Source organism: Vibrio sp. Y2-5 (genome assembly GCF_014596725.1).
GTDB lineage: Bacteria > Pseudomonadota > Gammaproteobacteria > Enterobacterales > Vibrionaceae > Vibrio.
On record NZ_JACVEG010000006.1, the window covers coordinates 39,031 to 62,573 of the forward strand.

General features: G+C 45.1%; 18 protein-coding genes. 4 read left to right on the forward strand and 14 right to left on the reverse strand.

The window, feature by feature from the left end; genetic code table 11:
• The first annotated feature begins 103 nt into the window (after positions 1–103).
• The gene (envZ, locus tag HUO09_RS14815) at positions 104–1,408 is read left to right on the forward strand and encodes a two-component system sensor histidine kinase EnvZ (RefSeq protein WP_188234459.1); all 1,305 of its coding nucleotides are present in this window, start codon (positions 104–106) and stop codon (positions 1,406–1,408) included.
• A gap of 70 nt (positions 1,409–1,478) precedes the next feature.
• Here envZ and HUO09_RS14820 read toward each other — a convergent pair whose 3' ends face one another.
• From HUO09_RS14820 to gmk, 6 genes are all read right to left on the reverse strand, one after another.
• Complete coding sequence (locus tag HUO09_RS14820; protein WP_188234460.1) at positions 1,479–2,885, reverse strand: uracil-xanthine permease family protein; 1,407 nt, start codon at positions 2,883–2,885, stop codon at positions 1,479–1,481.
• A 221-nt stretch (positions 2,886–3,106) separates the two neighbouring features.
• Positions 3,107–5,185 carry an ATP-dependent DNA helicase RecG gene (gene recG, locus HUO09_RS14825; protein WP_188234461.1) on the reverse strand — a complete coding sequence of 693 codons (2,079 nt, stop codon included), beginning with the start codon at positions 5,183–5,185 and terminating at the stop codon, positions 3,107–3,109.
• Positions 5,186–5,252: 67 nt separating this feature from the next.
• Positions 5,253–5,939 carry a tRNA (guanosine(18)-2'-O)-methyltransferase TrmH gene (gene trmH / locus HUO09_RS14830; protein ID WP_188234462.1) on the reverse strand — a complete coding sequence of 229 codons (687 nt, stop codon included), beginning with the start codon at positions 5,937–5,939 and terminating at the stop codon, positions 5,253–5,255.
• A 116-nt stretch (positions 5,940–6,055) separates the two neighbouring features.
• A complete protein-coding gene (gene spoT / locus HUO09_RS14835) occupies positions 6,056–8,176 on the reverse strand; it encodes a bifunctional GTP diphosphokinase/guanosine-3',5'-bis pyrophosphate 3'-pyrophosphohydrolase (RefSeq protein WP_188234463.1) in 2,121 nt (706 codons plus the stop codon).
• A gap of 41 nt (positions 8,177–8,217) precedes the next feature.
• Positions 8,218–8,490: a DNA-directed RNA polymerase subunit omega gene (gene rpoZ, locus HUO09_RS14840; RefSeq protein WP_004728487.1), complete on the reverse strand. Its 273-nt coding sequence runs from the start codon at positions 8,488–8,490 to the stop codon at positions 8,218–8,220.
• 97 nt (positions 8,491–8,587) lie between these two features.
• Entirely contained in the window at positions 8,588–9,211 is a 624-nt protein-coding gene (gmk, locus tag HUO09_RS14845; protein ID WP_042484885.1) for a guanylate kinase, read from the reverse strand.
• 397 nt (positions 9,212–9,608) lie between these two features.
• On the opposite strand from gmk, the gene HUO09_RS14850 reads away from it, so the two are divergent.
• The gene (locus HUO09_RS14850) at positions 9,609–10,280 is read left to right on the forward strand and encodes a 7-cyano-7-deazaguanine/7-aminomethyl-7-deazaguanine transporter (protein WP_102962819.1); all 672 of its coding nucleotides are present in this window, start codon (positions 9,609–9,611) and stop codon (positions 10,278–10,280) included.
• A gap of 95 nt (positions 10,281–10,375) precedes the next feature.
• On the opposite strand, the gene HUO09_RS14855 is transcribed toward HUO09_RS14850, so the two are convergent.
• On the reverse strand, positions 10,376–12,079 hold the full coding sequence (locus HUO09_RS14855) for a sodium:solute symporter family protein (protein ID WP_102953934.1): 1,704 nt from the start codon (positions 12,077–12,079) through the stop codon (positions 10,376–10,378).
• Between the two features lie 12 nt (positions 12,080–12,091).
• The gene (locus HUO09_RS14860; protein WP_020329362.1) at positions 12,092–12,358 is read right to left on the reverse strand and encodes a DUF4212 domain-containing protein; all 267 of its coding nucleotides are present in this window, start codon (positions 12,356–12,358) and stop codon (positions 12,092–12,094) included.
• 378 nt (positions 12,359–12,736) lie between these two features.
• On the opposite strand from HUO09_RS14860, the gene HUO09_RS14865 reads away from it, so the two are divergent.
• Positions 12,737–14,482, forward strand: coding sequence for a potassium/proton antiporter (locus HUO09_RS14865; protein ID WP_188234464.1), 1,746 nt, complete (start codon positions 12,737–12,739; stop codon positions 14,480–14,482).
• A 15-nt stretch (positions 14,483–14,497) separates the two neighbouring features.
• Here the strand turns inward: HUO09_RS14865 and HUO09_RS14870 are convergent, their stop codons facing one another.
• From HUO09_RS14870 to HUO09_RS14890, 5 genes are all read right to left on the reverse strand, one after another.
• Positions 14,498–15,127, reverse strand: a complete 630-nt coding sequence (locus HUO09_RS14870; protein WP_188234465.1) for a response regulator transcription factor — start codon at positions 15,125–15,127, stop codon at positions 14,498–14,500.
• 175 nt (positions 15,128–15,302) lie between these two features.
• Positions 15,303–17,108 carry a protein-disulfide reductase DsbD gene (locus tag HUO09_RS14875; protein WP_188234466.1) on the reverse strand — a complete coding sequence of 602 codons (1,806 nt, stop codon included), beginning with the start codon at positions 17,106–17,108 and terminating at the stop codon, positions 15,303–15,305.
• A gap of 186 nt (positions 17,109–17,294) precedes the next feature.
• On the reverse strand, positions 17,295–18,602 hold the full coding sequence (locus HUO09_RS14880) for an anaerobic C4-dicarboxylate transporter (protein ID WP_188234467.1): 1,308 nt from the start codon (positions 18,600–18,602) through the stop codon (positions 17,295–17,297).
• A 126-nt stretch (positions 18,603–18,728) separates the two neighbouring features.
• Positions 18,729–20,180, reverse strand: coding sequence for an aspartate ammonia-lyase (aspA, locus tag HUO09_RS14885; RefSeq protein ID WP_167411189.1), 1,452 nt, complete (start codon positions 20,178–20,180; stop codon positions 18,729–18,731).
• 178 nt (positions 20,181–20,358) lie between these two features.
• Positions 20,359–22,269, reverse strand: coding sequence for a sensor domain-containing diguanylate cyclase (locus HUO09_RS14890; protein WP_188234468.1), 1,911 nt, complete (start codon positions 22,267–22,269; stop codon positions 20,359–20,361).
• 109 nt (positions 22,270–22,378) lie between these two features.
• On the opposite strand from HUO09_RS14890, the gene HUO09_RS14895 reads away from it, so the two are divergent.
• Positions 22,379–22,876, forward strand: a complete 498-nt coding sequence (locus HUO09_RS14895) for an FxsA family protein (protein WP_167411187.1) — start codon at positions 22,379–22,381, stop codon at positions 22,874–22,876.
• 88 nt (positions 22,877–22,964) lie between these two features.
• On the opposite strand, the gene HUO09_RS14900 is transcribed toward HUO09_RS14895, so the two are convergent.
• On the reverse strand, positions 22,965–23,438 hold the full coding sequence (locus HUO09_RS14900; RefSeq protein ID WP_167411186.1) for a tRNA (cytidine(34)-2'-O)-methyltransferase: 474 nt from the start codon (positions 23,436–23,438) through the stop codon (positions 22,965–22,967).
• Positions 23,439–23,543 lie beyond the last annotated feature (105 nt).

Below are 23,543 nucleotides of genomic sequence, written 5' to 3' on the forward strand. Positions count from 1 at the left end.
GATTATCATTGACGATAAACCTTTGTCTGCAACAATTAGTCAGTGACCTCTGGTCTGTCAAAGCAATTTTTTAGAATTCGTCGATCAAGAACATAGGCAAATTATGCGTATTCGTAGTTCGTTTACTCAATCCATCCTTCTCTTTTTAAGCTTGCTGATTGCGAGTCAGGTTTATTCCTATTACGCCGTATTCAATTACGCTCTGTTGCCCAGCTTAAAACAGTTCAACAAAATCCTCAGTCATGAAATTAATCTGATGCTTGATGACACGGTCAACCAAGAGACAGGTGTGCCTATGGATGCGTTGTTGCGTCGCCGTGTGCTGGAACAATTAGGCGTGACTATTCATCCTGAAGATAGTCCGATTGCCAGTGAGTTTGAGCATGCAGTTAGCATTGATTTGATGAGCGAAGATATGAGTTTGGAACTCGGTTCGCCAACGGAAGTTCGCATGATGTCTGGCGCCGAAAGTTACATTTTATGGATGAAAATTGAGGCGATACCGGGACAACTACTACGTATTCCACTTTCTGAATTGCGGGAAAAAGACTTTTCACCTCTGTTTCGCAACAGCATCGTCATGGCTTTGATGATAATTTTTGGCGGTTGGTTGTTTATTCGCATGCAAAACCGGCCGTTAATCGCTTTAGAAAAAGTCGCGCAGGCGGTTGGACGAGGAGAAGTGCCGCCGCCATTGCCTGAAAGAGGCGCTTCTGAAATTCGTTCGGTTACTCGAGCATTCAACCAGATGTCAAAAGGTATCCAAGCACTAGAAGAAGATCGAGCCTTGTTGATGGCAGGTATCAGCCATGACTTGCGTACACCACTCACTCGCATTCGTCTTGCTACTGAAATGATGTCTCCGGAAGACAGTTATCTGGCTGAAGGGATCATCAGTGATACCGAAGAGTGCAATGAGATCATTAGCCAGTTTATGGACTACTTGAAGCCTGTAAATAAGCAGACTTTTGAAAAGGTGAATGTGAATGAGATCGCTCAGGATGTAGCAAGCTCTGAAGGTGGTTACGAAGTGCAAATCGAAGTTGAATTGCACAAAGACAAAGCGGATGCGTTTGGTAACCCAATTGCGATTAAACGTGCCATAAGCAACCTTGTTGTGAATGCAGTTCGTTACGGCAATGGTTGGGTGAGAGTCAGCTCAGGTGTGACAGCGGACAACAGCATGGTTTGGGTGTGTGTTGAAGACAATGGCCCCGGTATTGAACCAAGTCAGGTGAATAAAGTGTTTGAACCTTTTACTCGAGGCGATACAGCTCGGGGTAGTGAAGGGACGGGGTTGGGGTTAGCCATTGTTAAACGTATTATCAGTCAGCACAGTGGCTCAGTTGTAGTGAGTAATCGCAGTGAAGGCGGCTTACGCGCTCAGATTAGTTTTCCAACTAAATAGCTAATTAACTGAATATGAAAGAAAAAGGCTCGCATCAACGCGAGCCTTTCTGTTATTTCTGGATTACAGATTACGAGTCTAAAGCTTGTTCAAGCTCTTGTTCTGGTTGTTCTTTTCTTGCTGGTTTCGTTTCTGGTAGCAGAAGATTCAACAAAATTGCTGTGATACCGCCAGCGGCAACACCTGTCGAGAAAATGCTTTTCACAAAGTCAGGCATGAATTGCAGTATTTCTGGCTTTTGAGCGATGCCGAGACCCATAGAGAATGACAGCGCCATGATCAGAATTGCTCGGCGATCTAAATCCACACGAGCGATGATGCGAATACCCGCTGCGGCGATAGTACCGAACATCACGATGGTCGCTCCGCCTAGTACCGGTTCTGGTATCAGCTGTACAAAGCTTGCGACACCTGGGAACAAGCCTAATAACACTAGCATACCTGCGATAAAGTACCCGACGTAACGGCTAGCAACGCCAGTCAGTAGAATCACACCATTATTTTGACTAAAGGTTGAGTTAGGGAAGCTGTTGAATACTGCAGCAATTGCAGAGTTGAGGCCATCTGCCAATACACCACCTTTGATGCGCTTCATGTAGACTGGACCTTTCACCTGTTCGCCAGAGACTTCTGATGTTGCTGTAATATCGCCGATTGCTTCTAATGCTGTGATGAGGAAAATCAGTACTAATGGAATAAACAGCGACCAGTCGAAACTTAAGCCATACTGCATTGGTACAGGCAGAGCGATAAGTGCTGTTTCACTCATTTTGCTGGTATCGACCATGCCTATGAAATAAGCCAAGGTTACGCCAACAATCATTGCAATCACAATAGATGCAACGCGAATGTATGGATTGTGAGCGCGGTTAAGCAGAACGATGATGGCCAGAACTGTTCCCGCAAGTGCAAGCTTATCTAGGCTGCCAAAAGTACCGTCCCCCATAGCCGCATAACCGCCACCCATAGAGACGAGACCGACTTGGATTAGAGTCAAACCGATTAGCGTAACAACAATGCCTGAAACCAGCGGAGTGATAACGCGCTGTGCAAATTCCAATACGCGAGAAAGCAGAATTTCAGCAGAGGAAGCAACAAGGATGGTACCGAAAATAGCGGCCATCATAGTTTGAATATCTGCGCCGCCAGCTTTAAGCGCTAAGCCAGCACCAATGATTGGACCTAAGAAGTTAAAGCTAGTGCCTTGAATGGACAGCAAGCCAGAGCCGATAGGACCAATGGTGCGAATTTGAATAAATGAAGATACACCTGAGGCAAACAGCGACATGCTGATAATGGTGTTAGTTTCTGCAGCCGGAACGCCTAAACTTTGGCAAATAATAAGGGATGGCGTGATAACCGCTACGAACATAGCGAGCAGGTGCTGAAGTGCAGCGAATAAAGTGTGTGGCAAAGGTGGTCTGTCATTGAGTTGATAAACAAGATCGGACTTACGAGCCGCGTTTTCGGTTGTCATTGTTATTTTCCTAATAGAATCGTACACAAAAATGCGCTGAATGGGCATTTCTTGTGGAGCAGAATAGTTACCTGTGATTGCTGTTAATCAGATTCTGCTCTGGAAGTTAGTCTTAGATAATTTAAGGCTAAATTTTGCGGCGATTATAGAGTAATAACTGTAAAAAGCAAACGTTTGCTTTAATTTGGTGCAAAGGAAAATACAGCCAATCAATTCAAGGTTTAAGCTTTCGCGTAAACGTCTCGTTCGCCAAGCCAGCGATCAATAATCGCGGTTGCGTTTGTCGGGTAGTTGTCGTGAATATGACGAGCGATGCGCTGAACTTCAGGAATTAAGCGTTGATCTCGCACTAAGTCGGCAATTTTAAAATCCGCTAAACCGGTTTGCTTAGTACCGAGTAGTTCACCGGGACCACGAATTTCTAAGTCGCGTTGTGCGATAACAAATCCATCATTACTTTCGCGTAGTACTCCTAGGCGTTTTTGCGCTGTTTTTGAAAGTGGCGCGTGGTACAGAAGTACACAATGACTGGCAACAGAGCCACGGCCAACACGACCGCGCAGCTGGTGGAGCTGGGCTAAACCAAGGCGCTCTGGGTTTTCGATGATCATCAAGCTTGAGTTGGGAACATCAACACCTACTTCAATAACTGTAGTTGCGACCAGAAGATGCAGCTCATTATTTTTGAATGCCTGCATCACTTGTTGTTTCTCGGCAGGTTTCATTCTGCCGTGAACCAAACCGATTTTTACATCAGGTAGTTTGCGTTGCAGCTCTTCCGCAGTGTCAGCGGCGGCTTGTGCTTCCAAGACTTCTGATTCATCAATCAGAGTACAAACCCAATAAGCTTGCTTACCTTCATTCAGACAAGCATTACGAACCCGTTCAACGATGTCATCCCTTTTGGTATCTGGAATAGCGACCGTTTGAATTGGCGTTCTGCCCGGTGGAAGTTCATCGATAATTGAGGTTTCTAAATCTGCATACGCTGTCATTGCAAGCGTTCGAGGAATCGGTGTGGCTGTCATGATCAGCTGATGCGGATACGCGCCTTGCTTAGCGCCTTTTTCGCGTAGTTCCAAACGCTGGTGGACACCAAAACGGTGCTGTTCATCAATGATCACTAAGGCTAAATGGTCGAATACAACGTGTTCTTGAAACAGTGCGTGAGTACCCACTACCATTTTTACTTCGCCACTGGCAATACGAGCGAGCTCGGCTTCTTTGGCTTTGCCTTTGAGTTTGCCTGCTAACCAGCCAACCTTGATACCCATAGCCTCAAACCACTGGCTGAAGTTGATGGCGTGCTGCTCTGCTAACAATTCTGTTGGTGCCATCAAGGCGACTTGATAGCCGTTTTCAATCGCTCTGGCTGCTGCTAGTGCCGCAACCAGTGTTTTACCTGAACCCACATCCCCTTGGACTAAACGCATCATTGGATGAGGTTTCGCAAGGTCTGCTTCTATCTCGTTAACCACGCGAGTCTGGGCATTGGTTGGCGAAAATGGTAATTGAGCCAGTAGCTGATTTTTCAGCGTGTCTGAGGCTTTAAGAGGAAGGGCAACATCTTGCTGCCCTTTACTGCGAACTGCCAGCATTGAAAGGTTCTGTGCCAGTAGTTCTTCCATAATCAGGCGAATTTGCGCCGGATGGCGACCATCATCAAACAAGCTTAAATCAATATCAGATGGTGGGCGATGAATGGTATGCAACGCCTGAGACAGAGTGATTTGATGATCGTATAAGCCTGAAGGAAGAAGCTCTTGCACTGCTGCTTTGTCGAGGAGAGATAAAGCCTGATCGGTTAAGTTGCGCAGAGTAAGCTGACGTAGACCTTCAGTGGTAGGGTAGACTGGGGTCAGGTTTGCTTCAACATCGGTTTTTTGCTCTGGGAAATAGAACTTGTATTCAGGGTGGATGATTTCCAGACCAGTACTGCCACGCTTAATTTCACCGTAAGCGTGTACTAACTTACCTTCGGAAAAATTGTTTTTAATCCCAGCCGTAAAGTTGAAAAAACGCAGAGTCAGGGTGCCGTTTCCGTCACTGATTTTTACTGTCAGCATTTTGCGACGGCCGAAGGTAGTATCTACGGCCATGACTTTACCTTGCACTGCCACCCAAAGGCCGGGATGCAGTTTTACGATAGGATAGATGCGAGTGCGGTCTTCATAACGCAACGGCAGGTGGAACAGTAAATCCTGTACGGTGATAAGCCCAACTTTCTCCAGTTTTTCGGCCACTTTTGCGCCCACTCCGGAAAGTGAGGTTAATGGAATTGCTGATAAAAGCTGAGACATAATCAACCATTTAGCTGTTTGAAATAAGGTTTATTCAAACATTAAGCTGTGTTTTTGTACAGGGGAATTATTTGCTCTGCATCGCTTTCCACCAAGATTCATCCGCAACAATTTGGCCTTCATCATCCAGAGGTGGGTAGGGTAGCTTTTTGCGTTTAGCTACTTTGGCTAATACTGGGTGACCACGTTCAAACAGAATTCGATGAATGGTTTCTTCAGGAAGCGGGCTTTTTTCTTGCTGATACATGCCCGCGGCTTGGCGCTGACGCTGAGCTTCATACAGAATCAGTGCGCTAGCAACAGAAACATTGAGTGATTGCACCATCCCTACCATAGGGATCACTATGTCTTGATCAGCCAGCTCAAGAGCTTGCTTTGAGATACCTACTTTTTCACTACCCACGATAATCGCGGTCGGCTTGGTGTAGTCTATTTCACGAAAATCCACAGCAGTTTCAGAAAGGTTGGTGACTAATACCTGCATGTTCAGTGCTTTTAGCGCTTTTACTGCATCTTGAATATTGTCATGAGTGTCCACTTCGACCCAGTTACGAGCGCCTGCTGAAGTATGCCCAAGAGTACGCATTTGCTTGCTTGGCCAAACTGCATGGATTTTATGCAATCCAATCGCATCCGCAGTACGAATGACCGCAGACACATTATTCGGCTTATGTACTTCTTCTAAACATACGGTCAGATCAGGTTGGCGTGCTTTCAGCACCTCTTGAATTCGAGTGTAACGTTCTAAGTTCATAACAAGTTTCTATGTTTCAGTCTGTGGTTAGAAAAGGCTCACCACATTAAATAAAAAAAGCCCTTGATAGGCCATATCAAGGGCTACATCGTTAGGTTATTTGAGCATCGGCGCAATTAGTGCCTTCTGCGTCTCACCTTCGGTGCATTTGGCATTGCACGAATTTTCTTCATAATGCCAGCTAGATGAACACGATCTTTGGTGGTCAGTACCACTGTCACTGTGTACAGACGACCGTCACGTTCTTCAGTCGACAAACCGTGAATATTGGAGCCTGTCTTCGAAATTACATTAGTCAATTCTGCAAGTGCGCCTTGGCGGTTTTGCATATCGACTTTCAGTTCAGTAATGAAGTCCTGCTCGTAATCTTTGGTCCACTCCACTGCCATGTACTTATCAGGCTCTTTCTGATACCCACGTACGTTAGGACAGGTTTCACGGTGTACGACAAGTCCACGCCCCGGAGAAACGTGCGCAATAATGTGGTCATCCGGTATCGGGTGACAACAGTTAGCGAAGGTTAACAGAATACCTTCTGCACCTCGGATAGGCAGTTTCTTCTTCGGCTGACCGTCTTTGCTTTCAACTTCACTCAGTTCATCAGCATTGCCGAGTAAACGACGAGCAATCACGATACTCATCAATTCGCCAAGACCAATCGCAGCTAATAAATCATCAACGCTGGAAAGTTTCAGATCGCTGAGAACCTGTTGAACACTCTCTGTGCTGATGGTGGTGATCGACTCTTCACCCAATGCATGATTAAGCAGGCGACGACCCAAGCTGACCGATTCTTCACGACGCATGGTTTTCAGAACCTGACGGATCTTAGTACGAGCACGTGAAGTCACTACGTAGTTAAGCCATGCTGCGTTTGGACGAGCACCCGGAGCACTGATAATTTCAACAGTTTGTCCGTTTTTCAGAGGCTTGCTTAATGGGTACGGATTGCGGTCAACGCGAGTACCCACACAGGTGTTACCCACGTCGGTATGTACCGCATACGCGAAGTCTACCGCGGTTGCGCCAACAGGCAGTTCAACGATACGACCTTTAGGAGTGAAGACGTAAATCTCATCAGGGAAGAGATCAGACTTAACGTTTTCGATAAATTCGAACGAGTTACCTGCGCTTTGTTGTAGCTCAAGTAAGCTTTGCATCCAGCGCTGAGCTTTAATCTGTGCTGTGGTGCCAGTGCGGTCACCATTGGCTTTATATGACCAGTGTGCTGCCACACCTTTGTCTGCCATTTGATCCATGTCTTCGGTTCGAATCTGAACTTCAACTGGAACGCCGTGTGGACCGACCATCGAGGTATGCAGAGACTGATAGCCGTTCGCTTTAGGAACCGCAATATAGTCTTTCATGCGACCCGGACGTGGTTTATACAAGCTGTGTACTTGGCCGAGTGCTCGGTAACAGGTGTCAGCGCTATCAACCACAACACGAAACGCATAGATATCCATAATGGTGTGGAAACGCTGCTCTTTGGTCTTCATCTTGTTGTAGATGGAGAAGAGGTTTTTCTCACGACCAAACACACGAGCCGGTAAGCCAACCTCTTGTAAGCGGCCTTCGATCTCACTGTGAATACGTTGGATCATTTCTTTACGGTTACCACGTGCCGCTTTTACGACTTCTTTCAGAACCCGATAACGGTTTGGATATAACGCTTCAAAACCCAGTTCTTCTAACTCAGTTTTGATGTTGTGAATACCTAAACGGTGGGCGAGTGGTGCGTAAATCTCTAGGGTTTCTCGGGCAATTCGACGTTTTTTATCCGGACGAAGAGCGCCTAGCGTGCGCATGTTATGCGTGCGGTCAGAGAGCTTAATAAGAATCACGCGGATGTCTTGCACCATAGCAAGAACCATTTTTCGGAAGTTCTCAGCTTGAGCTTCTTTGCGATCGCGGAATTTTAGTTTGTCGAGCTTAGATACACCGTCAACCAGTTCAGCCACGGCTTGACCAAATTGAGCTTCTAAATCTTCTTTGGTGACATCACAGTCTTCGATAACGTCGTGAAGGAGGGCTGCTTGTAGTGTTTCCAAATCCAAGCGCATTTCAGCCAGAATTCGAGCTACTGCCACTGGGTGGATAATATAAGGTTCGCCGCTTGAGCGGGTTTGCCCTTCGTGGGCATCTCTTGCCACTATATAAGATTGGCGCAGAGCCTCAAGTTGAGGCTCTGTGAGATATTCCTGGGCAACGTCTTTGAGGCTATCGAATAGATACAAATTATAGGCCCGAGAGTTGTCTATTTTCTTACTTGCAGGGATTAACGGTTGTGAACAATGCTGCTCACTGCTGCTAATTCAGCTGCTTCTTGCTCTTGCTGCTCTTGACGCTCACGAGCGTCAAGTACGTCTTTAGTGATAAGACCTTCTTCGATTTCACGAAGAGCGATAACCGTTGGCTTATCGTTCTCTTCAGGCACAAGTGAATCTTTACCACCAGTTTGCATTTGACGAGCGCGGCGAGCCGCAATCAGAACTAGGTCGAAACGGTTGCCAACTTTTTCAACAGCGTCTTGAACAGTTACGCGTGCCATGAGAACTCCAATATAAACAAAAATGTTGAATGACGAGAAAGTATACAACCTTACGGTAGCGGTTTCTAGCTAGTAGGGTTGTTAATAATACGTTTAATTACTCTGCGAGTAGTGCTTTTAGCATACCTTTGTATTTTTCAGCTTGCTTATCTTGCTTTAATCGCTCTGCACGAATGATCGCTCTAAAATCGGTTAGGGCGGTATCGAAGTCATCATTAATGATGATGTAGTCGTATTCGTGGTAGTGAGAAATTTCAGATTTAGCTTCTGCCATACGCTTAGCAATAACAGCTTCGCTGTCTTGGCCACGCGCATTCAAACGACGTTCTAACTCACCGTTTGAAGGCGGAAGAATAAAGACACTCTTCGCTTTTGGCATTTGCTCACGGATTTGGCGAGCACCTTGCCAGTCGATATCTAAGAAGACATCAATACCTTTATTAAGGGTCTCTTCAATCCAGACACGTGAAGTACCGTAGTAGTTACCAAAGACTTCTGCGTATTCCAGAAATTCGCCTTTTTCGATCAACGCTTCAAAGTGTTCCTTCTGCACAAAATGGTAGTGAACACCATCTTGCTCACCCGGACGCATACCACGAGTAGTGTGCGACACGGATACTTTCATCGCATAGGCTGGGTTGTGTTCCAACATTTCTGCGATCAAGCTTGATTTACCTGCGCCGCTTGGTGCAGAGACAATATACAGAGTACCTTTGCCCATTTATTTGGTTCCACTTTGGTTTGGGATTGCGTGATCGGATTGTGCTCCGACACTCTTAAAGATAGCACTAGCTTAACTATTTCATCGAATTGACGAAATTTAGGCTAGAAAAATGGAGCGGAAGATTAGCATGATCTTGAGGATCTTCTCAAGGAAAAGGTCAAAAGTGGCGCAATTTTTGACCCGTCAACGTCATTATTTCTAAGCAATCCAAGCTTCTATATTTAACGTGAGCTGGAAAACGTTTGCTATTTTGTGAACTATTGCAGGCAAAATTGATTAATGTATAATCGCCGCCCTTAGCTCGGGAGAGCCAAATCTTCCGAATGACAATCAGTGAGAAGCGCAAGCTTCATTTGGGTTCCCTCGCCCCCAAATCAAACTAAAAAGGTACAATATGAGTAACTTTACCCCTGCGCAACAGCGCAAAGCCCTGACATTTCTGGTTTTGTTCCACTTAGTGATCATTGCATCAAGCAATTATCTGGTACAAATCCCGTTTACCGTATTCGGTTTGCACACCACTTGGGGCGCTTTCACTTTTCCATTTATCTTCTTAGCGACTGACTTAACGGTACGTATTTTTGGTGCTGGCCTTGCGCGTAAAATCATTTTTTACGTGATGCTGCCTTCACTTGTGGTTTCGTATCTGCTTTCCGTAGTGTTCTATGAAGGTCAGTTCCAAGGTTTAGCCCCATTAAGCGAGTTAAACATGTTTGTTGCGCGTATCGCGATTGCAAGTTTCATGGCTTATCTACTTGGTCAGATCATGGATGTACATGTGTTTAACCGCTTGCGTCAAATGAAGCAGTGGTGGGTAGCACCGACCGCATCAACACTATTTGGTAATGCTTTAGATACTGTCGCTTTTTTCGGTATTGCATTCTACCAAAGCCCAGATCCATTTATGGCAGAGCACTGGACGGAAATCGCTTTAGTCGATTACGGCTTTAAACTGGTGATCAGCCTTGGTTTATTTGTGCCTATGTATGGTGTGTTACTGAACTACCTGATCCGCAAACTGACTACAGTAAATCCAAGTTTTACTGCGGTGGATGCTAACGCTTAATTTGCACCGAACGAAAAAGAGAAAGCCCAAAGCAATGCTTTGGGCTTTTTTGTTATCGCTAGAGTTGAGACGCTTTCGCCCAACCTTTTTGCGTATTAATGGTCGTGAGCTGTGCCTGCACCTTTAGGGAAGCGGATTGACTCAACCATGTCTTGTACTTCAGTTGGTACTTCTGCAGTGAATTTATTCACCACGATAGAGACCACAAAGTTCAAACACATACCTAGAGTACCGATACCTTCTGGGCTGATGCCGAAGAACCAGTTGTCAGGTGTACTTGCTGCTGGGTTAATGAACTTGAAGTAGATGATGTACGCCGCTGTGAACACGATACCTGCAACCATACCTGCGATAGCACCTTCTTTGTTCATCTTCTTGTAGAAAATACCCAAGATGATGGCAGGGAAGAAGGATGCCGCGGCCAAGCCGAAGGCGAAGGCGACCACCTGCGCTACGAAGCCCGGAGGGTTGATGCCCAAGTAACCTGCGCCAACGATAGCCACAATTGCAGCCAGACGAGCGGCGAGCAGTTCTTGTTTATCGGTCATGTTTGGCTTGAAGCCTTTCTTCAACAAGTCATGAGAGATAGATGTAGAGATTACTAGTAGTAGACCTGCTGCTGTAGATAGTGCTGCAGCTAAGCCACCTGCTGCTAGTAGACCAACAACCCAGTTAGGAAGTTTAGCCAACTCAGGAGAAGCTAGTACGATGATGTCGCGGTTGATGTTCATCTCGTTACGAGCGTCACCAGAGTAGAACATACGACCATCGGCGTTTTTATCTTCCCATTTAACTAGACCAGTGCTTTCCCAGTTTTTATACCAGCTTGGTGCTTGTTCAGCAGGAACACCTTGCATATCAGGACCGTTAATCGTTTCGATTAGGTTTACGCGAGCAAACGCAGCAACGCCTGGTGCAGTAGTATAAAGTAGCGAGATAAACAGTAGCGCCCAACCCGCAGAGATACGCGCATCACGTACTTTTGGTACTGTGAAGAAGCGAATGATTACGTGTGGAAGACCCGCAGTACCCACCATCAGTGCAGCACAGATGAAGAATACATCCACCATGCTCTTGCTGCCTTCAGTGTACTGAGTAAAGCCAAGTTCTTGCGTTAGACCATCTAGCTTATCAAGAAGATAAACATCGGTTCCTGCGATGGTTGAACCCATACCAATTTGTGGTAGTGGATTGCCTGTCATCATGATTGACGTAAAGATTGCAGGTACAAGGAAGGCGAAAATGAGAACACAGAACTGAGCTACCTGCGTATAAGTGATGCCTTTCATGCCACCAAGTACAGCGTAGAAGAACACAATCGCCATACCGATAACGATACCAACGTTAATGTCTACTTCTAGGAAGCGAGAGAACACTACGCCTACACCGCGCATTTGGCCTGCAACGTAAGTAAACGAAATGAAGATCGCACAGAATACCGCTACCATACGAGCAGTTTTCGAGTAGTAACGTTCACCGATGAAATCTGGCACAGTGAACTGACCAAATTTACGTAGGTAAGGTGCTAAACATAGAGCCAATAGAACGTAGCCGCCTGTCCAACCCATTAGGTAAACCGCACCATCGTAACCGATGAATGAGATGATACCTGCCATTGAGATGAAAGATGCTGCTGACATCCAGTCTGCGGCTGTCGCCATACCGTTCGCTACAGGGTGTACACCGCCGCCAGCGACATAGAATTCACTGGTTGATCCCGCTCGAGCCCAAATGGCGATGCCAATGTAGAGAGCAAAAGAGAGACCAACAAGAATAAACGTCCAAGTTTGAATATCCATTTCTAAAACCTCTTAGTCTTCATGCACGTTATATTTCTTGTCGAGCGAGTTCATGCGCGCAACGTAAATAAAGATTAAAGCGACGAATGTGTAGATTGAGCCCTGTTGTGCAAACCAGAATCCAAGCTTAAAGCCGCCTAAATGAATGCTATTTAGCGCATCAACGAATAAAACGCCTGCGCCATAAGACACCAAGAACCACACTGCGAGCAGTGATCCCATAATCCCCAAGTTTTCTTTCCAGTAGGCTTGAGCATGTTCTGTAGATTCGAACGCCATGGCCTTCTCCTTCCTGTTAAGTGTTGTGTTAACGTAATGTTACGATTTATACATTAGCAGTGTTAAGGCAAGAGATCTGTGCAACTTTAGTCTGTAAATTTTTATTTATAACTTATTGTATTTATGTGGTTTTGGTTTATTTCTGTTTGCTTTTTGAATGTTAATTAACTGTTAAATTAGCCAAAAGTATAAGGTCGGAGTGCAGAAGTGGGGAAATAACTGTGTAAGTAACAGGCATTGACGACTAATGATAATGAGGGAGAAAACGTTGCAATTATTTACACAGACTTTTCTGACGTAGGTAATAAAAATGTGCACAATGGAGAGCATAATAAATATGTATCTATAAACGTTTGAGTCAGTTGGAAAGGTGAAAGATTGGATGCAATAACGATAAACGGCTTTTTTCTTGTGGGTGCATTGCTGATCGCATTGAGTGTGTTGCTCAGCCCCGTATCTTCGAAATTAGGTATTCCGATTCTGTTGGTGTTTCTTGCTGTTGGTATGTTAGCGGGCGAAGATGGGCCTGGTGGAATACTGTTTGATAATTATCCGTTAGCGTATTTAGTCAGTAACTTGGCCCTTGCGATTATCCTCTTAGATGGTGGTATGAGGACGCGCGTTGCCAGCTTTAAAGTTGCATTTTGGCCCTCGGTTTCGTTAGCAACATTTGGTGTTGCCTTGACCACTTTAATTACTGGTGCATTAGCTACCTGGTTGTTTGACCTGTCGTTGATGCAGGGCATTTTGGTTGGGGCTATCGTAGGCTCGACTGATGCCGCCGCTGTATTTTCACTGCTGAAAGGGCGTAGCCTCAACGAGCGTGTGGGTTCAACGTTAGAAATAGAATCGGGTACCAATGATCCGATGGCGGTGTTTTTAACCGTCACCATGATTGCTATTTTGAGTAGTGCTAGCAGAGATTTCAGTGTCAGTTTCTTAGCGCTTAACTTCGTCCAGCAGTTTGGTGTAGGAGCTTTATTAGGTCTATCCGGTGGTTGGTTACTGTGGAAAATCATCAACAGCACACAGCTTCCTGAGGGGTTGTATTCCATTCTCACCGTAAGTGGTGGACTGATCATTTTTGCTCTGGCGAATGCGCTCGGTGGCAGTGGGATTCTATCCATTTATTTGGTGGGCTTGCTGTTAGGAAATCGTCCAACCCGTAGCCGCCATTCAATTTTAAACGTATTGGATGGCATGACATGGCTAGCACAAATCGGAATGTTCCTTGTGCTTGGTTTATTGGTGACACCAACTAACTTGTTAACCATCGCATTGCCGGGCTTAGCACTGGCATTTGGTATGATTCTTTTTGCTCGGCCTATCTCTGTTTGGGTGAGTTTGTTGCCGTTTAAAAGCTTTACAGCTAGAGAGAAATGGTTCATTTCATGGGTAGGGTTGCGTGGCGCTGTACCGATTATTTTGGCGGTGTTCCCAATGATGGCGGGTCTGCCAGATGCCAAGCTTTACTTTAACTTGGCATTCTTCGTGGTGATGGTGTCGCTGATTATTCAAGGTGGGTCACTAACCAAGGCAATGAGTCTGGCCAAAGTCGAGTTGCCTTCGAAACCCGAACCTATTTCTCGCTCTGGGCTTGAGATTTTTCCAACCAGTGAGTGGGAGCTGTTTGTTTATCAGTTGAAGAAAGATAAATGGTGTATCGGAGAACCTATTCGCAATCTTTTTATGCCAGAGGGGACGCGAATCGCCGCTTTGTTTCGTGACAAAACGTTGCTTCATCCTTCAGGAAGTACTCGATTAGAATCTGGTGATATTCTCTGTGTGGTTGCCCAAGAGAAAGATTTGGCGGCGCTGAGCCAGTTATTTAGTGAAGCGCCAGTGAAAGAGTCTCTTGCTCGCTTCTTTGGTGATTTCTTCTTAGATGTGGAATCGAAACTGGTTGATGTTGCCATGATTTATGGTTTGGAGTTAGGACCATTCCGCGCAGATATGACGCTAAAAGACTTAGTTACCGAACATTTGGGCACAACCCCGGTATTGGGTGACCAATTTGAATGGTATGGATTACATTGGGTGGTTGCAGATGTTGTCGACTGGCAAGTGACCAAAGTAGGTTTACGTTTACCAGCCGAGGAAGACGTTTTGGAGCCGAGTCAGTAACCTAGGGGCGCAATATTAGCTGTTCAGTTCTTTGAGTAAGATTACTGCCTGAGTTCTACTTTTTACACCCAGTTTTCGGAAGATCGCGGTCATATGTGCTTTGATAGTGGCTTCCGAAACATTCAACTCATAAGCAATTTGCTTATTCAGCAAACCGTCCGAAAGCATACCCAGTACTTTGTATTGCTGGGGAGTTAGGGTTGCTATCTTACCCGCCAGATCATCACAGGCTTCGTTGTTGGTAATCAGGCCTTCAGGGAAGTAGGGTTCACCGTTAAGTACCTGATTTAAAGCGCTGATCAACGCGCGCATGTCACTGGATTTAGGAATAAAACCGAACGCACCATGGCTCTTCACCTGTGATACCACAGAAGACTCTTCGCTGGCAGAGATCACTACAATCGGTAAATCCGGATATTCCGCACGTAATTGAATAAGGCCAGACATGCCGTTAGCGCCGGGCATTTTAAGGTCCAGCAGCAGCAAGTCCGGTTCAGGATCTTTTTCAAGCAGTTTTAGTAAAGCATCTAAAGAGTCTGCTTCAAGCAAATTTGCACCGCTTATCGCCATATGGACGGATTGAAACAATGCGTTTCGAAACAGCGGGTGATCATCAGCGATGATGATGGTGTATGTCGAATCCATGACGTTAAACACTTTTAACAATTACGTTAAATAAATTATTGTCTGGTTTGAGGTTTGGAACAATGTCTATGGACTAAAAGTCTGAACTATATCCAGTTTTTATCTGCATGAAGATGAATACCACGACAAGGTTTGACGTATAGGGCCAAACCTTGTCGCGCAAAGAGATGAAAATTTAGATCTGATGGTCTTTTAGGTGTTGTAAAAAGCGGTCTGCTTGCATGAAACCGGTTATGCGTGCACTCGGTACTCTTTTGCCCTGACTGTTCCAAAACTCAATGGTAGGAAGACCAAGAACGTCCATCTGTTTAAGCAATTCAATGTCTTGTGGCTGATTGCGTGTGACATCTGCCTGTAGCAGCACGATGTCTTTCAGTTTTTGTTCAACATCTGGCTGGTGGAAGGTGTATTTTTCGAACTCTTTACACGCTACACACCAATCGGCGTAGAAGTCTAGCATCACTGGCTTACCCGCCAATTTGGCTTTTTCCAGTTCAGCGTTAAGTTCATCCACATTCGCAATGCGCTTGAAACTGATGGATGATTGCTGCTGCTCTGTCTGGGTGTCATTAAACCAGTAATTCAAAGCAGGCTGAGCAGAGGTCAGCAATCCCAGAATCGCAAAGATGCCTAAAGTACTCTGCTTCCAACCGCCAAAAGGCAGGCTGTTTTTAATGTGATATAACCAAGCAAAAGCAGCGAAGCCCAATGCTGACCATAGAGCGGTCGCCCAGATTTCCGGGAGCAGTCGTTCCAGCAGGAAAATCGGTGCAGCAAGAAGAATGAAACCAAATGCGGTTTTTACTTTGCCCATCCAAGCCCCTGCTTTTGGTAATAAGCGGTTACCAAAGACAGCGACTAGAATCAACGGAATACCCATGCCGATAGCCAGTGCATAAAGCGCTATGCCACCGGTGAGTAAATCACCACTTTGCGCGACATAGAGCAGGGCTCCTGAAAGTGGGGCGGTTGTGCAAGGTGAACACACTAATCCCGAAATAGCCCCCATAGCAAAAACGCCAGCGAGACGGCCTCCTTGCTGCTGGTTGCTCAGATTGTTCAGCCAAGTCTGTACTGAGCTTGGAAGTTGAAGTGTGTACAAGCCAAACATTGACAGTGCGAGCAACACAAACATTGCACTTAGACCAATCAAAACATAAGGGTGTTGTAGCGCGGCTTGGAACTGCAAACCAGCAGAAGCAACAATTAAACCTAATAGAGTGTAGGTCAGCGCCATACCTTGAACGTAAACCACGCTTAATAACAAGGTTCGTTTATGAGTTAGCTGCCCATTACCTAAAACAATACCCGTCAGAATCGGATACATAGGCAAAACACAGGGTGTGAAAGCCAAACCAATGCCTAATGCTAAGAACAGTAATGGTGTCCACCAGTTTTGCGCTAGTTTGCCAGCTAACGAGTCTTGTTCTGAAATAGGGGCGCTGTTAAGTCTCACAGACTTTAATGTGTCTTGTGTATTGTCACTTTGAACGGTGGAAATGGTTTCTGAATTAGCTGGTTGTGAGAAGTCGAATTTACTGATTTCTACTACGCGTGTTTCTGGCGGATAACAGAAGCCTGCTTTTGCGCATCCCTGATATTGAATGATAATACGCGCACCAAGTTGGTAGTCTCTCAGTGGCAGCTCAATAGAAAGCGGAGTGGTGTAGATGGTGACATCACCAAAGAACTCATCGTGATAAGCTTCACCATCGACCAGATCAAAGTCACCTAATGTGACGTTTTCTGCACTGATTGTGATTCGATCTTGATATAAGTAGTAGCCATCTTTCACTTGCCAGTCAACAAAAAGACGATCGCCTTGCTGGAAGCTATTAAACGGAAAAGCCTGATCGACAGGAACAAACTTATTGCCGTCATTACTCACCGAAAGTGTATTGTTGTTACCGAATACAGCAAAGGCTGGATGGCTGAATACAGACAGTGTTAAGAGTAAAAAATAGAAAAATTTACGTATCATCTAATCAATTTCTGGTTGAGTGTGAATGGCAAAGGCGACAAATTATTGTGCCATATTAACTCAATCAGACCGAGATGAGAGTGAATAAGTTTCATTGAAGTAATACAAAACCCGCGAATTCATCCAACACAAGGTTGTTCGAATATCGCGGGTTTTCTTTTCTGGCTTTTAACGGACTAGTCAGAATTAGATGAACAGTCCGCCAAATAGGAAGCCAAAGGTTACTGCAGAAGCAATGGTCGCAACGCCCGGAATGAAGAATGGGTGGTTGAAAACATATTTACCAATGCGCGTTGAGCCTGTGTCATCCATTTCAACCGCAGCAAGTAGTGTTGGGTAAGTTGGTAGAACAAACAGAGCACTTACCGCAGCGAAGGATGCGACTGCTGTTAGAGGAGCAACACCAATAGCAAGCGCCGCTGGCATGAGTGCCACAGTGGTTGCACCTTGCGAGTAAAGCAGCATAGAAGCAAAGAATAATACGATAGCTAGCATCCATGGGCTGTCAGCCAATAGTGCGCCAGCAACATTTTTGATGTCTGCAACGTGAGCATTAACGAAAGTTGAACCTAACCAAGCCACGCCCAATACACACACACATGCGGTCATACCTGAACGGAATGTTGGTGCGCTTGAAATTTTCGCGGCATCGATTTTAGTGACGAATACGATCAGTGCTGCAGCTGCCAGCATAACTGTCATGATTGCTTCGTTACGGCCTAAAGCTGGGTTTTCAATCAAACCAACAGATTTTGAGATCGCTGCTGCATAGCAAACAACGAAACCAATAGCGGCGAGGAAAATGTAAGTCGCTATTTTGGCTGTTGGCAGAATATTACGTTGCTGTTGGTCGGCAAGTTTAATTAAACCTTTCGCTAAACGATCTTGGTAAACAGGGTCATTTTTCAGTTCACCGCCCATGAAATTAGAGACAAGTGCACCAACCATACAAGCTGCAAACGTCGTTGGAATGCACACAGCTAAAAGCGTTAAGTAGTCAACGCCAAATGGAGTCAGCATTGCTGCAAAAGCAACAACAGCCGCTGAGATTGGAGACGCTGTGATAGCGATTTGTGATGCAACAACCGAGATAGAAAGAGGACGTGATGGACGAACGCCTTGACCTTTAGCGACTTCAGCAATCACGGGAAGCGTAGAGAACGCAGTATGCCCTGTACCTGCCATTAATGTCATGATGAAGGTAACAATCGGCGCGTAAAAAGTAATGCGTTGTGGATTCTTGCGCAGGAAGTTTTCGGCTATCTGGACAAGCCAATCCATACCACCAGCCACTTGCATTGCCGCAATCGCCGTGATGACAGACATGATGATAAGAATTACATCAACAGGGATAAATGCTTGGCTGGTTGGTACACCAAGACCCAGAGCAAGTGCGATAACACCAGCACCGCCTGCTAAGCCAATACCAATGCCGCCGATACGTGCTCCCAAAAAGATGAAGAGAAGAACAACTAATAGCTCGACCCAAACCATAGTGATACCTCGTTTTATAAATGAAAAAGAAATATTGGTTTGCAGTCCGTTGCGTTTATTTTTATCGACTGTTTAAACAGTCTTTTATAGAAAAGGCTCTTTATCAGAGCCTTTTCTTTGAATCACTTATTCGTAGCGCTTCGCTTTATACTGTGGACGCATCAGGTTTTCAACAGAGAAGATGTCATCTAGCTCTTCCGATGTGAGTAATCCGCGATCGAGTACAACTTCTCGGACACTTTTACCCGTCTCAGCACAGATTTTTCCTACAATGTCTCCTTCGTGGTGGCCGATGTAAGGGTTCAAGTAAGTCACGATACCGATCGAGTTAAACACGTAGTTTTCACAAACTTCTTTATTGACTGTAATTCCGTCAATACATTTGTCGCGAAGGTTTACACACGCATTTGAAAGCAGTGAGATCGACTCAAACATTGCTTGAGCAATCACAGGTTCCATGACGTTTAACTGTAATTGGCCGCCTTCAGCAGCAAAAGACACCGTGTTGTCGTTACCAAGAACCTTAAAGCACACTTGGTTTACCACTTCAGGAACAACAGGGTTTACTTTCGCCGGCATAATGGAAGAGCCAGCCTGAAGTTCAGGAAGGTTCAGTTCGTTTAAGCCAGCGCGAGGGCCAGAAGAAAGCAGACGGAGGTCATTACAAATCTTAGACAGTTTTACTGCTAGGCGTTTTAACGCACCGTGTGTCATTACATATGCGCCACAGTCTGAAGTCGCTTCAATCAGATCTTCAGCAGGAACAACGTCTAAACCGGTAACTTCTGCTAAGTGTTTTACTGCTAGACTTTGGTATCCGTTTGCAGCGTTTAAGCCAGTACCGATTGCGGTTGCACCTAGGTTGATTTCAAGCAGTAGCTTAGAGGTGTATTCCAGAGCACGAATTTCTTCGTTCAATGTGACCGCCCAAGCGTGGAATTCTTGTCCAACAGTCATAGGGACAGCATCTTGCAGCTGTGTACGACCCATCTTGATAACCGTTGTGAATTCTTGGCTCTTCAGTTCGAACGCACCCTTCAAGTACTCAATCGCTTCAATCAGTTTAAGTACGCTGTTGTATACAGAAATGCGGAAACCCGTTGGGTAAGCACAGTTGGTCGATTGGCTGCGGTTTACGTGGTCATTTGGGTTAATGAACTCATATTGACCTTTCTCTTTGCCCATTAGCTCTAGTGCTAAGTTGGCGATGACTTCGTTGGTATTCATGTTGACTGAAGTACCAGCGCCGCCTTGGAATACATCGGTCGGGAATTGATCCATGCACTTACCTGTTTCAAGGATCACATCACATGCTTGAATGATGTAGTTCGCGACTTCTTTTGGAATAACGGCAAGCTCTTTGTTTGCAAGTGCGGCCGCTTTTTTGGTCATGACCATGCCACGAATGAACTCAGGAATATCAGATATCGTTGCACTGGAAATGTTAAAGTTTTCAATTGCTCGGAGTGTATGAATGCCGTAGTAAGCATCCGCAGGGACGTGACGTTGACCTAGTAGATCTTCTTCAATACGATTGGCTGGTTGAGCTGTTTGTGTAGCTTCAAAGAGAGTAGCCATAGTTGGATCCTTAGAGAATAATGCTATTGATATTGATTACAGTAAGCCGTATCTGTATTAAGAATCCATTCATCAGAATAATTGGCTGGAAAACCGTCCTGATATAGGCACGTATAATACTTAAGTTCCAATTTAAAAATAGTAGCTGCGTCACCTTTTATGTCAGTAAAACACAAGTTTATGGTGAGTTAGACTCTAAAACGCTCAAAGTTTCTTGGCCATGAACGGAAACGCAGTTTCTACCTTTACGTTTGGAACGGTACATGGCTTGATCTGCATTTGAGAATGTCTGGTTTGAATCGGTTGTCACTTCGGCCAGACCAACGCTGACGGTAACATCAAAAAGTGTCCAGTTACTGATATCTGTGGTTACTCGCTGCATCAGCTCTTTAGCTTGTTCAATGTCAGTATGTTGAATCAGAACGGCAAATTCATCACCGCCAATGCGAGCAATGAAATCGGTATCCCGCAGCACCATACGCAGTTGATTTGCTATATACAAAATAACTTGATCACCCGCCGTATGTCCCAAAGTGTCATTGATTTGCTTGAACAAATCGATATCAAGTACCGCGAGGCAGCAAGGCGGGTGATTGTCATAGCGTTGCTTTAAGCGACATTGATATTGAAGGCTTTGATCGAATTTTTTCTTGTTCCACAACGATGTGGCAGGGTCGCGCTCTGTACGTTCTTTTAGTGTGATAATCGTGTTGTGATGCTCGGAAATATCACTAAAGGAATAGACATAGTATTGAATGTTTTTCAGTTTCCCCAAAATTGCATGTATTTCCGTTTGGCAAATGAGTTCTTTATTGTCGGTAGTGTATAAGGACAGGTGCCCCAGCCACTCTCCTCGAATAGAAAGTTGCCTTTGAATCTGGCTCTGTTTCGTTTGAGACTTAAAGAAATCATCGATATTACCACCATGTAACAGACCTAAATCGCTGTTTACCAAGTTACAAAAGCCAGTGTTTGCTCTCAGTATTCTCATGTTTTTATCGGTGACAACTACGGCCATACTATTTTCTATCGCATATTCGGCATAGGTTTGGTCGGCCTTAATCCGTCGAAATGTATCCATAAACATCGCAATCATAATGGAGAGAAGCCCGAGAAATAGCCAAATAACAGTGGCTTCAATTTTGATTTGCTTAGCTCTTTCAGAAAGCAAATTTGAAATGACAGTGGTTGGGTACATGGTCAGCATAGTTAACGTATTTTGTGAATCAAACAATGGAGTGCTGAAACGTTGGAAAATGTATAAGCCTTTGTCAGTTAACAGACTATTGCCTGAGCTTTGGTTTTGCTGAATTGCTTGCCAAACTTCGTTGTTTTCTGAGGCTAAATTATTCTCAGTTCGAGTCTGTATCAGGTCTCCAAACAATTTATTTTTGTCGCTGCTAATCATGTACGAACCGTGATTGTCAATGAAATCGACATTTAGGTTTTCGCTGTTGGAGGTGATCTGCTCGATAATGGCCATAACATCAAGATTGGCAATGAAGTACCCTTGCCTGACGGCGTTGGCAATAATTGGATAAATGATTCGGTATCCGGGTTTGTAGGGGATGACGGGTTTATTGTTCTCAAACTCTAAATCGATGCCATAGTGCCCTTGTTCTCCGTTCGCGAGTTTTTGAGCATAAAGGAAGTAATCTCGATTGCTTTTGTTTTGCAGTCGGTCATTGGGTACCACATAGGGATGAGACATGTTGGGCATGTAATCCACTCGAATCACCTCATAACCTCGGTTATCGATAAAACGTAATTGATAAAACAGCGTTGAATTAAAAGCTGTCAAATACCACTGGCTTTCAAGGTAATGACGAAATTGAGGATCTCTGTTCACGGCGAAATCATTGAGTAGAGACGAATGGCTTAACTCATAAAAGGTCTGCTGAATTTGCGAGTGTATTCTTCGAGCCTTGGAGTCTACATAGGAAAGAAATTGCAGACCTTGAGCTTCTAGACGAGAGATAAAAAACTGATGAGCTTTTTCGGATAGATGAAAGTAATAGGCGAGCGGAACTAGTGACAACACAAGCCACAACACTGTACCGGTTCTGATAGTGCTGGCAAATCGCTTCATAGTTTTTGTTCTGGCTCAAAATCTACTTAAAAGGTAGTCGAGCCTATGACGCTTTTCCATTGCGCTGGTTAATTGTAGGCGCTAAGGTGTAGCAAAATAAGGAGGAGCCGTGTTTCCGATTTTACTAATTTTATTTATTGCCGTGCCTATTATTGAAATTGGCTTGTTTATTCAAGTCGGTGGCATGTTGGGTTTGTGGCCAACGATCGCTTTGGTTCTGATCACCGCATTTGTCGGGGCTTCTTTAGTCAGAAGTCAAGGCTTACAGACGTTGCTCACCGTTCAGCAGCGCATGCAACGCGGCGAAATGCCAGCTCAGCAAATTGTTGAAGGGGTAATGCTTGCGGTTGCAGGCGTGTTACTTCTCACTCCTGGATTTATGACGGATGCGATGGGTATGTTGGTTTTGCTGCCAGCACCACGCGCAATCATTGCTAAATATTTAATGAGTAAAGTGGTGGTTTCAAATCTGTCAGGAGGTTTCCATTCCAGCCACTTTGAACGTGACCCATACCGTCCCCATGATTCTCATCAGGGGCATACCTTCGATGGCGAGTTTGAAAAAAAAGACGATGATGACCAAGACTCAAATCATCGCCTTCATTAAATATTGCATCATGCATTAAAAAGCTCTGGTTTTCGCCAGAGCTTTTTTGATCTATCGGTTTTGCAGTTATGAGCAGCGGACTGCGAATTTACAGTGCGCCTTCAAAACCCATTTGTCGCCAAGCTTCAAACGCGATGATAGCAACCGCATTAGACAGGTTCAGGCTGCGGGCGTCTGGCATCATTGGAATACGGATACGCTGTTCCATTGGTAGACTCTCGATCACCTCGGCCGGAAGTCCGCGTGTTTCAGGACCAAAAAGCAGTACATCACCTTTCTGGAAACTTGCATCTACGTGATGCCCTGTCGTTTTGGTGGTACAGGCGAAAATACGGTATTGGCCACGCTCTTCTAGGTAGTTAAGGAAAGCTTGATAGTCCTTGTGCCGAGTTACTCGTGCTAGGTCGTGGTAATCCAAACCTGCACGGCGTACTTTTTTCTCTTCTAAATCAAAACCAAGAGGTTCAATTAAATGAAGGTTCGCACCACAGTTTGCGGATAAACGAATTATGTTTCCTGTGTTAGGGGCGATTTCTGGCTCGTACAGGGCAATATCAAACATGACGGTTAATTTCCTTACTAGGTTTGTGAGGTCACAAGACCTAATCTTTTGTGGTGGGACGATTAAATAAGGGGCGAGTATAAATCTCTCCCCCCTTAAATCACA

Bases quoted from the DNA above. Each gene is read 5' to 3' on its own strand.
- envZ (WP_188234459.1), top strand. From the start codon at position 104: ATGCGTATTCGTAGTTCGTTTACTCAATCCATCCTTCTCTTTTTAAGC.
- HUO09_RS14820 (WP_188234460.1), bottom strand. From the start codon at position 2,885: ATGACAACCGAAAACGCGGCTCGTAAGTCCGATCTTGTTTATCAACTC.
- recG (WP_188234461.1), bottom strand. From the start codon at position 5,185: ATGTCTCAGCTTTTATCAGCAATTCCATTAACCTCACTTTCCGGAGTG.
- trmH (WP_188234462.1), bottom strand. From the start codon at position 5,939: ATGAACTTAGAACGTTACACTCGAATTCAAGAGGTGCTGAAAGCACGC.
- rpoZ (WP_004728487.1), bottom strand. From the start codon at position 8,490: ATGGCACGCGTAACTGTTCAAGACGCTGTTGAAAAAGTTGGCAACCGT.
- gmk (WP_042484885.1), bottom strand. From the start codon at position 9,211: ATGGGCAAAGGTACTCTGTATATTGTCTCTGCACCAAGCGGCGCAGGT.
- HUO09_RS14850 (WP_102962819.1), top strand. From the start codon at position 9,609: ATGAGTAACTTTACCCCTGCGCAACAGCGCAAAGCCCTGACATTTCTG.
- HUO09_RS14855 (WP_102953934.1), bottom strand. From the start codon at position 12,079: ATGGATATTCAAACTTGGACGTTTATTCTTGTTGGTCTCTCTTTTGCT.
- HUO09_RS14860 (WP_020329362.1), bottom strand. From the start codon at position 12,358: ATGGCGTTCGAATCTACAGAACATGCTCAAGCCTACTGGAAAGAAAAC.
- HUO09_RS14870 (WP_188234465.1), bottom strand. From the start codon at position 15,127: ATGGATTCGACATACACCATCATCATCGCTGATGATCACCCGCTGTTT.
- HUO09_RS14875 (WP_188234466.1), bottom strand. From the start codon at position 17,108: ATGATACGTAAATTTTTCTATTTTTTACTCTTAACACTGTCTGTATTC.
- HUO09_RS14880 (WP_188234467.1), bottom strand. From the start codon at position 18,602: ATGGTTTGGGTCGAGCTATTAGTTGTTCTTCTCTTCATCTTTTTGGGA.
- aspA (WP_167411189.1), bottom strand. From the start codon at position 20,180: ATGGCTACTCTCTTTGAAGCTACACAAACAGCTCAACCAGCCAATCGT.
- HUO09_RS14890 (WP_188234468.1), bottom strand. From the start codon at position 22,269: ATGAAGCGATTTGCCAGCACTATCAGAACCGGTACAGTGTTGTGGCTT.
- HUO09_RS14900 (WP_167411186.1), bottom strand. From the start codon at position 23,438: ATGTTTGATATTGCCCTGTACGAGCCAGAAATCGCCCCTAACACAGGA.